At 52.9% G+C, this 12,445-nt stretch carries 13 protein-coding genes; 8 read left to right on the top strand and 5 right to left on the bottom strand.

The window, feature by feature from the left end:
* Positions 1-52 precede the first annotated feature (52 nt).
* The 5 genes from NSU18_RS15860 to NSU18_RS15840 all read right to left on the bottom strand — a co-directional run bounded on the left by NSU18_RS15860 (position 53) and on the right by NSU18_RS15840 (position 4,931).
* Complete coding sequence (locus NSU18_RS15860) at positions 53-1,933, bottom strand: leucine-rich repeat domain-containing protein (protein WP_341149500.1); 1,881 nt, start codon at positions 1,931-1,933, stop codon at positions 53-55.
* A gap of 288 nt (positions 1,934-2,221) precedes the next feature.
* Positions 2,222-2,866, bottom strand: a complete 645-nt coding sequence (locus tag NSU18_RS15855; RefSeq protein ID WP_341149499.1) for an alpha/beta hydrolase — start codon at positions 2,864-2,866, stop codon at positions 2,222-2,224.
* A gap of 136 nt (positions 2,867-3,002) precedes the next feature.
* The gene (locus tag NSU18_RS15850; RefSeq protein WP_341149498.1) at positions 3,003-3,686 is read right to left on the bottom strand and encodes a hypothetical protein; all 684 of its coding nucleotides are present in this window, start codon (positions 3,684-3,686) and stop codon (positions 3,003-3,005) included.
* A gap of 1 nt (position 3,687) precedes the next feature.
* Positions 3,688-4,557 (bottom strand): ABC transporter ATP-binding protein, encoded by an 870-nt coding sequence (locus tag NSU18_RS15845; RefSeq protein ID WP_341149497.1) that lies wholly within the window; start codon positions 4,555-4,557, stop codon positions 3,688-3,690.
* Between the two features lie 5 nt (positions 4,558-4,562).
* Positions 4,563-4,931, bottom strand: a complete 369-nt coding sequence (locus tag NSU18_RS15840; protein ID WP_341149496.1) for a GntR family transcriptional regulator — start codon at positions 4,929-4,931, stop codon at positions 4,563-4,565.
* Between the two features lie 245 nt (positions 4,932-5,176).
* Between NSU18_RS15840 and NSU18_RS15835 the strand changes: the two genes are divergently transcribed.
* The 8 genes from NSU18_RS15835 (at position 5,177) to NSU18_RS15800 (ending at position 12,430) form a co-directional block, all read left to right on the top strand.
* Entirely contained in the window at positions 5,177-5,881 is a 705-nt protein-coding gene (locus NSU18_RS15835; protein WP_341149495.1) for an ABC transporter ATP-binding protein, read from the top strand.
* Position 5,882: 1 nt separating this feature from the next.
* On the top strand, positions 5,883-8,207 hold the full coding sequence (locus NSU18_RS15830; RefSeq protein WP_341151052.1) for an ABC transporter permease: 2,325 nt from the start codon (positions 5,883-5,885) through the stop codon (positions 8,205-8,207).
* Between the two features lie 90 nt (positions 8,208-8,297).
* Positions 8,298-8,846 carry a hypothetical protein gene (locus NSU18_RS15825; protein ID WP_341149494.1) on the top strand — a complete coding sequence of 183 codons (549 nt, stop codon included), beginning with the start codon at positions 8,298-8,300 and terminating at the stop codon, positions 8,844-8,846.
* Between the two features lie 58 nt (positions 8,847-8,904).
* The gene (locus tag NSU18_RS15820) at positions 8,905-9,894 is read left to right on the top strand and encodes a tRNA dihydrouridine synthase (RefSeq protein ID WP_341149493.1); all 990 of its coding nucleotides are present in this window, start codon (positions 8,905-8,907) and stop codon (positions 9,892-9,894) included.
* Between the two features lie 10 nt (positions 9,895-9,904).
* Positions 9,905-10,624 (top strand): SDR family NAD(P)-dependent oxidoreductase, encoded by a 720-nt coding sequence (locus NSU18_RS15815; protein ID WP_341149492.1) that lies wholly within the window; start codon positions 9,905-9,907, stop codon positions 10,622-10,624.
* Positions 10,617-10,784, top strand: coding sequence for a copper amine oxidase N-terminal domain-containing protein (locus NSU18_RS15810; protein WP_341149491.1), 168 nt, complete (start codon positions 10,617-10,619; stop codon positions 10,782-10,784). Before NSU18_RS15815 ends, NSU18_RS15810 begins: the two co-directional genes overlap by 8 nt.
* A gap of 266 nt (positions 10,785-11,050) precedes the next feature.
* Positions 11,051-12,277 carry an RtcB family protein gene (locus NSU18_RS15805; RefSeq protein ID WP_341149490.1) on the top strand — a complete coding sequence of 409 codons (1,227 nt, stop codon included), beginning with the start codon at positions 11,051-11,053 and terminating at the stop codon, positions 12,275-12,277.
* Between the two features lie 12 nt (positions 12,278-12,289).
* A complete protein-coding gene (locus NSU18_RS15800) occupies positions 12,290-12,430 on the top strand; it encodes an AbrB/MazE/SpoVT family DNA-binding domain-containing protein (RefSeq protein WP_341149489.1) in 141 nt (46 codons plus the stop codon).
* Positions 12,431-12,445 lie beyond the last annotated feature (15 nt).

Below are 12,445 nucleotides of genomic sequence, written 5' to 3'. Positions count from 1 at the left end.
GCAAGCCTCTGTAAGGAGGGCGGTCTATTCTCTCATATCATAGTAGCGGAAATTAATATACAAGCACGCCTGCATCCAGCACGGACTTGTTCGCCACGGAATTGCCAGTCAGGAATACCTGCTGCAGCTTGGGCAGCTTACTCAGAAGCTCTATATTGGAAATTGCATTGTTCTCCAGATGAAGCTCCTCGATAGCCTGCCATTTGCCCATGAACGCAAGAGAAGCCAGGTTGTTGTCCTGCAGAGTGAAGGAACGCAGGGCAGACAGGTTCGCGAAGTAAGGCATGATCTGGTCAACCTCACTAACGGAGTCGTTGTTCATGGAGAAGTATGGGCGGTCCAAGGTCAAATGCTCAAGCACGCTGTTCGCTGCCGCTGCGGTCTGCTTGAAATTCAGACGGCATTCCGAGCACACCAGCGTGTTCACCTGGTTCAGGCCGAATAAGGCATCGCTCTCTGAATACAGCGAAGAATCATAGATGCTTAGTGTATTCAGACGGGGCAAGCTGTCCAGTGCACGAAGCTGGATGATGTCGTCGCTCCCCCAGAGGGACAGCTGTGCAAGCTCCGGGAATTTCTTCAGCTCAGTCATGCCCAGCTCCCCGCTTCCTCCCCGGAGCGTCAGGTCCGTTACCGCTGGCGCCTTCAGTCCGGAGAGGAAGGAGGTTGGAATATCCAACCGTTTGACGCCCGGTAAGGTAAGTGCGTCTGGTTGCTCGTAATAACCGTACAAGGTGAATTCCCGCAGCGAGGACAGGCTATTCACGGCCTTTACCGAGCCAAGCTTGCTTAAGGAAGCCAGCCGGAGGCTGGTAATGGAGGTTTTCCCGGCCAGACGCTCCAGGCTGGAGAAATTCAGATTCTCGATATCCAGCATCTGCAGAGCAGGCATGTTCTGCACGAAGTCGATTGACTTCACATTGGACAAATAGGAAAGCTTAAGCTCCTTAAGCCCGGTTAGCGCATAGAGCGGCTGCAAGTCTGTGGCCTCACTGTGATAGATAGCCAGAGAAGACAGCCCGGTCATGGACGACAACCACCCGAGGTCATTGACGAAGGTAAGGGACAGGGACTTCAGCGGCAGCTTGCTCAGCAGATGCAAATCCGTTATAGACTCATCCACATAAGTAATGGACAAAGAGCTTAGGCTAGGGAATTCCAGAAGCAGGGCCACTTCCTGATTACTGCGCAATTGAGTGGACAGCTCCGTAATCTTGGATTTATCGCCGAAGTAGCCGGAGAAGGCGCTGAAGGATTCGTTGAAGGCGCCGCCATAGCTTTTTAATCCGGGAATATGGGCAAAACTGATTTGATCCGTCTGGTCAATTTCGTAGGTCCCGTTCAAGTCCAGTGCCGTCAGCCCCGTGAAGGCTTCGAAGTCCCGCTGATCGATCCGCTGGGTATTGAGCCGCTTATCCTGGATCACATAAGTGAGCTTCTCGGCCTGTGCATCGCTGAAGGGATCGGAAAAGCTGTAGGTGAACTGCCAATGGTCATTGTCTGAATGCTTCACCGATAAATACCGCAGTCGGGCAATCTCCTCTTCGGTCGGCATGGCAGAGCCTTTGCCCAGGGTCTCCCGCAGGAAGGTAAGCAGGACCTCGCTTTCGGGCATCGTCCGCGCAGACAGATCAGCCTTGGTTGCCTGCTGCGGGGAGCCGAGGCTGTAATACAGATATGTACCGATAGCGCCCCCCAGCACCAGCAGCAGGATCAGCATCAGCCTAATGGGGATAGAGACGGAGACGGGTGGCTTCGGCGCGGCCGCAGGAGGGGGTGTCCCGTGATAATGGTTAATGGTCTGATCTACATAGTAGACATTATTTTGCTTGAGCAGAAGCTCGGTCTGGCAATAGGGGCACTTGAGAATCGTACCTTCCTTGTATTCAATTCGTCCGCTGCAATTGGGACAGTTCAACGGAATAAATGCCATGGGCAGCCGCCTCCTTCATGATGTAATGAACTTATGGGAATTTACGTGGGTTTGATTGATTTGTTCCAACATTCTCCGGCTCAGCCTATCGCGCAGGTGACGTTTGAAGGAAGTAATGCCTTTGTTGTCTTCCACAGCGTAGCAGCTTTCGAACCATTGCGCCATCTGCATTTCGATGCATTGATCGAGCAACTCGTATTTGTCCCCGTAATGCGAATATTAAGATGCCAGAGCGCCAAAAAAATGCCTCTTACAGAATGTAAGAAGCAATCTCAGGTTTATCCTGAGTCAATCTGTGTTCCCGATCATATCGCGAAGAATATCGTAGGCAATAGGTAGGGTAGTAAAGCCGTCGCTATCCAGAAAATGTCCGCCGTGTTCCACCTCGTGGAAAGCGGCATGAATGACTTGTGCTAATTCCTTGCTGAGTGCGACTGGCACAATGGGATCATCTTTGGAGGCAATCACTGCACGTCTGGAGGCCAGCGCAGCGGCCTCGCTGTAGTCGATCTGCTCCTGTGTGAACTCATCAAGCATTGGCAGGCCGGGTAACGGCTTAGTGAAGCCGGACACGAGAACCCTGCCACATCTAAAAGTAACACTGTTCCTAGTAGGATGGCATACACGATCCATAAGCTCGGCTCCCCCCCATAAATAATAAGCACCCAGAGTCAGACTGGTTAGTGCAATGGCGCTGTCTGCGGCGATCATGGTGAGCTTGCGGTTCCACCGGTCAAGCCAGACGCCGATGAACGGCCCCAAGAGAGCCTGCGGCAGGAACCCGGCCAGACCGGCAAGCATCAGTACACGGGCCGACCCCGTCGTCTCGGTCAGATGCCAGATGATGGAGAATTGAGCCATCGCAGAAGTTAGTATCGAGAAGATCTGTCCGCTGAAGATGAAGGCGAACGTCTTTTTCCATTGCGAATTCATAAGTTTGTACCCTCCCTAATAAAGACAGACCCAAGTCCGCATAGGGGCTTGGGTCTGCAACAATTACATGATGGGACAGTGCCAAACCGTGCATAGTGAAACAAGCCGTAGCGGATCGCAACCGATGTCCTTTGCATCAATGTACCCGTCTTCTCGTAAACAGCCACCCGCCAGCTACAAAAACAAGATATAGCAGCAGGTTGAAGCCGATGCCCAGCAACAGAGAATCGTTCAGCAGCAGGGTACGGAAGAAGGAGGCCACGTGAACCCGGAGCTCCGGGATGGCTGTTCCGACCGGAATGGCGGCAACAACCAGTACAGACAGCAGCCAGCCTGCGGGGGTGAAGAATCCCGAGACCAGCATACACAGCAAGGCCATAGCCATCAGGTAAAAGGCTGTTTGATACAGAAAGGAACCGGCAAAGCCATAGTCGTTCCAATGAAAGGCGGCGATCAGATCCGTGACGTTATCGTAATTGTGAAAGACAAGGACCTGCAGGGCGAGCCATAGAGAGTTCATCAAGGCAACGCCTGCCGCCCAGACGGCAAACACGGTATGTATCCCCCTATAATATTGCATCCGGCTGGCGCCCAGATGAACAATCCGTTGGTAATAGCTCAGCGGCAGCGTGATGGCGAACAAGGGCAATAGAAGAATAAGCAAGTTGCTCTCCGATAGACGGGAGGCACCCATCGTATCTGTCAGGAAGGTAATTATCAGTTCTGTCGTCCGGCCAAGCACGATAATCACCGGAACCAGCCAGATATATAGTCTAAGCAGTCTGTAGGTTGCTTTAAGATGAACGGTCAACGCACTCAATCTAGAGACCTCCCTCGATCAAATACAGGAATAGCTTTTGCAGACTCAGCGCTTCGAGCGATATGTCCTGCTCACGGGCCAGCTTTTTATCCTTGTCACTCAGCTTCTCGTACAGAGCGGCAAGCGTGCCTCTTCCATAGTCCTCGCGGTAGATCACCCGTTTGCCGGATGTATAAGAAGCTACAGCCTCCGAATGTCCCCGGATCAGATAAGCCGACTGGAGGCATTGCTCCATATCCTCCTGAAGCAGGAGGGAGCCTGACTCAAGGATAATGACCCTCTCTGCGACCGGCGCGATCTCGTCAATCAAATGCGTGGACAGCAGAATCGTGCGCGGATGATTGGCGTAATCCTCCATAAGTGCCTTGTAGAACCGTTCCCTCATCAATACGTCCAGGCTTAGTACAGGCTCATCGTATAAGGTTAACTGCGCCCGGCTGGCCAGTCCGATTACATTCTGGAGCAGCGACCGGTTCCCGCTGGAGAGCTGCCGGATCTTCTGGTCCTTATTGATTAGGAAGAGGTCAAGGAGCTCGCGGGCATACGACCCATCCCACCTGGGATAAAAGGCTGCTGCGGTCTCCAAGGCTTCGATGACTCTCGCTCCCCCGAAGTGCCGGTAGTGATCGCGCACATAACACAGATCCTTCGGTAATTCTCCCCTGCGCAGCCGCTGTCCGCCGACCTCAATCGTGCCGGAGTCTGCGGCAATTCCGCCCGCAATTGTATTCAGTAAAGTGGTTTTGCCAGCCCCATTGCGTCCAAGTAACGCGTAAATGACGCCGTCTTCCAGCTGTAAATCGAGCGCCCGCAGAGCCGGAGCAGAGCCGAAGGATTTGGTTAGACGGCCGCAAGCTAATGCTATACTCACGGATTTCAGTCCTTTCTCAGTTGTGTGATCATGTCGATGATATCGCCGGTGGTCAGCCCAAGCTTGTCGGCTTCGTTCAGCAGCTCAGACAAGAGCTCTTTGGTGAACCGCTCTCTTCGTTTTAAATGAATTTTCTCTTTGGCATCGGCCGCGACGAACATGCCGAGCCCTCTTTTTTTGTACAGAATCTCTTCGTTGACTAATATGCCAATCCCCTTAACCACCGTGGCCGGATTAATCTGAAACAGCTGGGAGAACTGGGCAACCGAAAGAATCTGCTCGTCCACCTGAAAGGTGCCGTTCAGAATATCATCCTCAATGATATGGGCGACTTGCTGGAATATCGGTAGATTATCGTCAAAAGTGATGGTCATGGCTTCACCATTCGTCCTCTTAGTATGTTACTCATATAACATACCACCATAAAGGATGGACAACCAATTGTCAATCCACAGAATTATAGCTCGAGATGAGCCGTGGAGGCTCATATTGACAGCTTGAACTTTCATGTATTACAGTATGCTACATGAGTAACATACTAACATACTGAAGGCGTAAATAACAGCCCCAGTCATGCGGTTGTAGACCTTTCAGAGAAGCAGAGGGGATGGAAGCAGCAGTGAATAAGCTGATAGAGTTCAAGAATGTAGCCAAAGAGTATCAAGTAGGGGAGGTGACCATCCGGGCACTTGACGGTGTAGACTTCTCCATATCGGAAGGGGAGTTCGTCGTTGTACTGGGAGCCAGCGGAGCCGGCAAAAGCACCATTCTTAACATTCTGGGAGGTATGGACACGGCTACATCAGGCCAGGTTCTTGTCGGCGGCCAGGAGGTCACAAAATACAGCGAGAAGAAGTTAACCCGCTACCGGGGGGAGAAGGTCGGCTTTGTGTTCCAGTTCTACAACCTCATTCCCAACCTGAATGCACTGGAGAATGTCGAATTTGCTGCTGAGGTGTGCAAGGATCATCTGGATGCCAAGGAGATACTGCACAAGGTGGGGTTAAGCAGCCGGGAACGAAACTTCCCGTCCCAGCTGTCCGGGGGCGAGCAGCAGCGGGTAGCGATCGCCAGAGCCGTTGCCAAGAATCCGCTGCTGCTGCTCTGTGATGAACCCACCGGGGCACTTGATTATGTGACGGGCAAGGCCGTATTGAAGCTTCTGGAGGACTTGAACAGGGAGACGCATAAATGCGTCGTGCTGGTCACACATAATTCGGCGATTGCCCAGATGGCGGACAAGATTATAAAGGTGAAGAGCGGCAGAATCGAAAGTATTACGATGAATGAACACAGACAAAGTGCTGAAGGGATTGAGTGGTGAGATGAAGCTTCTGTTCAAGCTGTTCCGGGATATCAGACAGTCGTTCGGGCAGTTTTTCTCCTTCGTGCTGATTGTCGCAGTAGGTGCTTTTTTCTATACAGGACTGGCGTCCTTAAGCAATCATTTGAATGATTATACGAAGGCTTATTTTGCAGAACACACATTAAGCGATTTGAAACTTTATTACGCCAAGCTTCCGCCGGAGAGAATCGCCGCGCTCAGCCAAGTGGAGGGCATCCATAAGCTGGAGGGACGGTATACCTTCAATGCCACGGAGGCTTTTGACGGTTACCGTTCGACACTTAGGATTCACTCCATCCCTGAGAATAATGAAATCAACACGCTGGCGATGCTGGAGGGAGGACTTCCGTCCGGGACAAACGGGATTGTACTGGATTCCCGTTATGCCGCCGAGCATGACTACGGAGTTGGAGACCAAGTGACGATTCGCGTTCAAGACCAAGAGCTGACCCTCAGGATCAGCGGCTTAGGGGAGAATGTGGAGCATGCCAAAAAGAATGAGACACAGGATCATAAGCATGAGGGGATTGCTTACGTCAGCGAGGCGGTTATCCCAGAGGTTACAGGCACCTTCTTCTATAATGAACTGCTGGTGGATGCCAAGGAAGGCTACGATGTGGATCAAATCGGCAAGTCCATAGAGGAGAAGTCCAAAGGACTGCAATATCTGAGCCAAGAGAGCAAGGAACGTTCGTTCAGCTATTCGCGCCTGAAGGCCACGCTCCACAATAACGGGTTAATGAGCAAGGTCATTCCTCTGGTGCTCTTCCTGATCGAAGCGATAATCTTATTCCTTGCTATGTCGAGAATAATCGATTCCCAGCGGAATCAGGTCGGGATCATGAAGGCACTCGGTGTAAGCCGGAGCAGTATCATGCTTCATTATATGGGTTATCCCGTGCTGGTCGGGGCTGCAGGCTCGATTCTGGGATATATCCTGTCGGCGGCTGTATTTGTGCCTCTTATTGCGGTATCGAATGCCAGGTCCTTCACCCTGCCGGGTATACAATTTGACCTGTCGGTCGGATTGATCTTTCCGCCCATGCTCGTCTCCAGTTTGTTCGGGATGCTCGCTTGCTATTTCAGCGGAAGGAGCCTGTTGAAGGAAAGTGCGTCACGGGCCATGCGCCCCAAGCCGCCCAGATCCATACGGCCTATACTCATCGAGCGGATTCCGGGGCTCTGGGGGCGGCTGCCGTACAGGTACAAGCTGATTTTGCGGAATATTTGTCTGAACAAGGTTAAGGTGCTGGCAAGCTCGGCCGGGGTGATGGTCAGTACGGTGCTGTTAATAACCGCCTTCGGCACTCAAGTCTCCCTGCAAAAGGTAGCCGGCCAGTTTCAGCAAGTGTACACCTATGATCTTCGTGTCGATTATAAAGCAGGGGAGGTCTTGGCAGGACAGCCTCTTCCTTCAGGCATCAAAAGTCATTATGCGTTATCCTCTTTCCCGATTGAACTGAACAAGAACCAGCAGTCCGAGAAAGCGGAGCTGATTGTCACGGAGCGGGATAACCGGCTCATTCATTTCTATGATGACAAAGACCTTCCCCTGCAGCTGGAGGACCATGGTGTACTGGTGCCCAAATCGTATGCCGACCACTATAGTATTGCGAAAGGGGATACCATAAACATTGCATTTTCGGCGCCAGAGCTGGGGAACAAGGCGGTAGAGATGAAGGTGCTTGGCATTTCTACACAATACTCCAGCCCGGCCTTTTATATCACGCCAGACTACTTGGCAAGCTTTGGGATCGTGTACAAACCATCCACCCTGCTGGTGGAGGCTGATTCTCCGGGAGGTCTAATCGATATTCGGAGTGAGTTCGGCAAAGATCCAAGAGTGGAAGCAATATCAGGCAAGGATGAGCTGGAGAAGGAAGGCCGTTATATTTTGCAGCAGAACAGCTTTGTCTTCATTATGTTTATTGTTTGCGCAGTGATCCTGTCCTTTGGCGCGATCTACACGATCTCGTCGATCAATATGTATGAGCGGAACCGCGAGCTGGCGACGCTCAAGGTATTAGGCTATTACAGGAATCAGATCAACCGGCTTATTTTTCGCGAAAATATAATCATTACCACGGTAGCCGTCATGTTCGCCCTGCTTATCTGCGGCTATGTGTATGAACTGGTGGTACAAGCGTTATCCAGCACTCACCAGCAAATCCCGGATCAATTAGGCCTTGCCAGTCTCTTGATGTCGGTTGCGGTTGCGTTCACGCTTACCCTTATGGCTAACCTGCTGCTTAGACGCAAGGTGACCCGGATTAACATGATCGAATCGCTTAAGGGCCTGGAATAGCGGAGTTACGAACCCCAAGCCGGATATGCTATAGTGGGGGGAATGAAGCGGCAATTGAAACCTAAGAGTTAACGGAGGGCGTACAAGATTATGGCGAATCCACTCTCGAATAAGAAGAGAATACGCGGCTGGAAGCGCAGGGTGAAGCAGATTGACCAGTGGAAAAAATGGTTCATGCATCTCGACCTGGAGGAGCTGCAAACCACGCAGCGGGATTATGTGAAGCTGTGGATTGACCCCTTCTACCGGTTGAACCGGCGCAATCCGCCGGTGTGGTACTCCCGCCTGCTGCTGGAGGCGATGATCGAGGTGTATCATTCCTGGTCCCGGCAGATGGCGAGTCTCAATGAACCCTTTTATCTGCGAATCTGGTTCTATCATCCGAACTTCATCCAGTCGCAGATTGTGGTCGCCTTCCGGGATGCGCTGCATTTCTACGATACTACCTTCGAGGCCGGAAGCGGGAGCCAGACGTTCCCCTGGGAGTTATACGGGACAGTGCCTGGTCTCCAGGATTTCATCTGGGAGCCTGCCGTTGAGCCGGAGCCCTACTGTCTGCCCGGACAGCCACAAGCGAAGGCGGCACAGGTGTGGTTAGGCAGGGTGGGCAGCTACCAATCCCCCGGAGTTATGATATAATTTAGCTTTATTACGGCCGGATAAGGATGATCCCGGCATGCATAGAGAGGTATTTCATATGATAAATAATTTCTGGCGTGAATTGCCACGCCCTTTCTTTATACTGGCCCCGATGGAGGATGTGACGGATGTGGTGTTTCGTCATGTGGTGAGCGCGGCGGGCCGGCCGGATGTGTTTTTTACGGAGTTCGTCAATACAGAGAGCTATGCTCACCCGGAGGGGAAGCAGGCGGTGCGGGGGCGGTTGACCTTCACCGAGGATGAACAGCCGATGGTCGCGCATATCTGGGGGGACAAGCCGGAGTACTTCCGGAAGATGAGCATCAGTATGGCGGAGGAAGGCTTCAAGGGCATCGATCTGAACATGGGCTGTCCGGTAGCGAATGTAGCCGAGAATGGCAAGGGCAGCGGACTGATCTGCCGCCCGGACACCGCTGCGGAGATCATTCAGGCGGCGAAGGCCGGAGGACTGCCTGTCAGCGTCAAGACCCGGCTCGGGTTCACGGAGGTGGATGAATGGCGGGGCTGGCTGACTCATATTTTGCAGCAGGACATTGTGAATCTGTCGATCCATCTGCGTACGCGGGAGGAAATGAGTAAGGTGGAGGCCCACTGGGAGCTCATTCCTGAAATCAAGAAGCTGCGGGATGAGATCGCGCCGCACACCCTGCTGACGATCAACGGCGATATCCCGGACCGGGAGACTGGCCTTAAGCTGGCCGCAGAGTATGGGGTGGACGGGATTATGATCGGGCGCGGGATTTTTCATAATCCGTATGCGTTCGAGCAGGAGCCAAGGGAGCACAGCAGCAAGGAACTCCTGGATCTGCTTAGGCTGCATCTGGATCTCCATGACCATTATTCAGCGCTAGAATCACGTTCCTTCAAGCCGCTGCCCCGCTTCTTCAAAATTTACGTCCGCGGCTTCCGCGGCGCGAGTGAACTCCGCAACCAGCTGATGAACACGAAGTCCACTGGGGAGGCGCGTGCACTGCTGGATGAGTTCGCCAGCAAAGAGCAGGATGGGGGCGAGGAGCTTGGGAGTTAAGGGAGGGCATATGCGGAACTTTATGATTTTTGGAGCAAGCAAAGGCTTGGGAGAGGCCTTTGTCAAGGCGCTGCCGGTGCCGGGCGATCAGGTCTGGGTGGTCTCCAGAACCTGCCCGGACAGCCTGAAGCTGGAGGATGGGGTGCAGCGGACCTGGATTGAGGCTGACTTGGCGAAGCCGGATGCTGCGGGGCGGATTGCAGAATCATTGAACGGCGTTCCCCTGGACGTATTCATCTATAATGTTGGCGTCTGGGAGAGCAAGGGCTTCAGCGATGACTATGATTTTGAACAGGACGATCCGGCTGAGATTGCCAGCATCATTAACATCAATGTGACTTCTGCGATAACATGCATACAGAAGCTTTTGCCGAATCTGAAGCAGTCTGCGCACGCCAACATCTTCTTCATCGGTTCCACGGCAGGCCTCGATCATAATGACTATACCCAGGTCTCGTTCACCGCGTCCAAGTTCGCTCTGCGCGGGATCGCCAATGCGGTCAGGGAGCATGTGAAGCCTTACGGCATCGGTGTGACTGTCATCAATCCCGGTGAGATAGCCACGCAGATTCCATTGGAGGCTGGGGTGGAGCCCGTCTTGTCCGCCTATAACGGCGCGCAGATTCCGCTTCAGGATGTCGTGTCCCTGGTGCAATGCGTCATGAACCTGTCCAAAGCTTCCTGTGTGAAGGAGATTAATATTCCGGCGATGCTGGATTCGAATGCGTAGGAATGCACTCAAGCCTATCATCATCAACGGAAACACGATGGTTCCGTTTCGTAAAATATTCGAAGCTTTAAATATGAATGTCCAATGGGATTCCAAAACCGGAAGAGTTACGGCCCAAACCACAGAAATAACGATTAAAATGACGGTGGATAGCCTATAAGCTGGATAATGTGAACAAGATTGCAACTATAGATACTAAATAAAATCTTGTGTGATAGTAAATAGGCCGTTTCCTTTAGGGGGCGGTCTATTTATGTTCTTGAATTCCGGCAAGTTATGCTACATTGTTAGATATCCCCAGTTCGTAATACTTCCGCCATGGTCGGTACTTCCAATTTGGGCGATTATAGACACAGAAGCTTAAGAGGGCATGGAGGACGCTGCAGCACCATCGCGGTGATCCCGATCATAGGAGGTTGAACGATAATGGCTTATCAGAATATTGACGGTGTGCGGGTGTGGGGGAAGCCGGACGAAGGAGCCCTGGTGCAGGCCCGGATGTGTGCGGAGAATGGCAACGTGGTGCAGACCCTGCTCATGGCGGATCACCATAAAGGCTACAGCCAGCCAATTGGCGGGGTTGTTGTGTACGATGGACAGATCTCTCCGTCTGGCGTGGGTTACGATATCGGATGCGGGAATAAGGCGGTGCGGACCGGCTTGAAGATAGAGGAGCTGCGGCCGCGACTCTCAGGGGTCATGGACGAGATTGCCCGCAGAATCTCCTTCGGTGTAGGGCGGGTTAATAACGAGAGGGTGGACCATGAGCTGTTCGATGACCCGGATTGGGCGGTGTTCAAGGCGGTGGGCAGCGGAGTACATGATAAGCTCAAGGTCCTGGCGCAGAATCAGCTCGGTACCGTCGGCAGCGGCAACCACTTCGTAGACATACTAGAAGAAGACGCAACCGGCCGGGTGTGGATCGCCAACCATTTCGGCAGCAGAGGGTTCGGGCATAAGACAGCGAGCGGGTTCCTTAACCTGGCAGCAGGCAGAGATTTTCTGGCGAATGCCCCCGGGGAAAAGATGGATCAGCCGCCCGTCCTGCTCGACCTGAACAGTGAGCTGGGCGATATGTATTACAGAGCGATGAAGCTGGCCGGGCGTTACGCCTATGCCGGAAGAGACTATGTCATCCAGCAGGTCTTGGCGATTCTGGGAACGGAAGCAGACCTTGCGGTGCACAATCATCATAACTATGCCTGGAAAGAGACGCATGACGGCAAGGAAGTCATCGTTGTCCGCAAAGGAGCTACTCCTTCCGCACCCGGCCAGATGGGCTTCATTGGCGGCAGCATGGGAGATATCTCCGTGATCGTTCAAGGCAAGGACAGCGTGGAGAACCGGGAGGCCTACTACAGCACCGTTCACGGAGCGGGCCGAATCATGAGCCGGACCCAGGCCGCAGGCCGGATGAACTGGAAGACCCGCACCCGCAGCGGCGGCCAGATCACAACAGCGCAGATGTTAGCTGCGGTCCGGGAGTTCGGCGTAGAGCTGCGCGGCGCGGGGACGGACGAGAGTCCTTTTGTCTACCGGAAGCTGCAAGAGGTGCTGGACGCGCACGCCGGGACTATTGAGGTTATGCATGTCCTGAAGCCGGTGGGCGTATGTATGGCTGGCGCGGATGAATTTGATCCGTATAAGGATTGAGAGGAGATTCATGTGCGTCATAATAAGGAAGATGAACAGCTTATCATCAAGCCGAATTCGGCTACACTGGATGAAATCTTATCCCGTATTACCCCGGATAATATCCATAAAGAGGTCTCCACAGGCGGGCAACAAGGACGGGAAGTATGGTAACATAGAATTTCAGGA

The sequence above is a fragment of the Paenibacillus sp. FSL H8-0048 genome (genome assembly GCF_038002825.1).
Classification (GTDB): domain Bacteria; phylum Bacillota; class Bacilli; order Paenibacillales; family Paenibacillaceae; genus Paenibacillus_AQ.
This window is presented reverse-complemented; position numbering and strand designations above follow the sequence as displayed.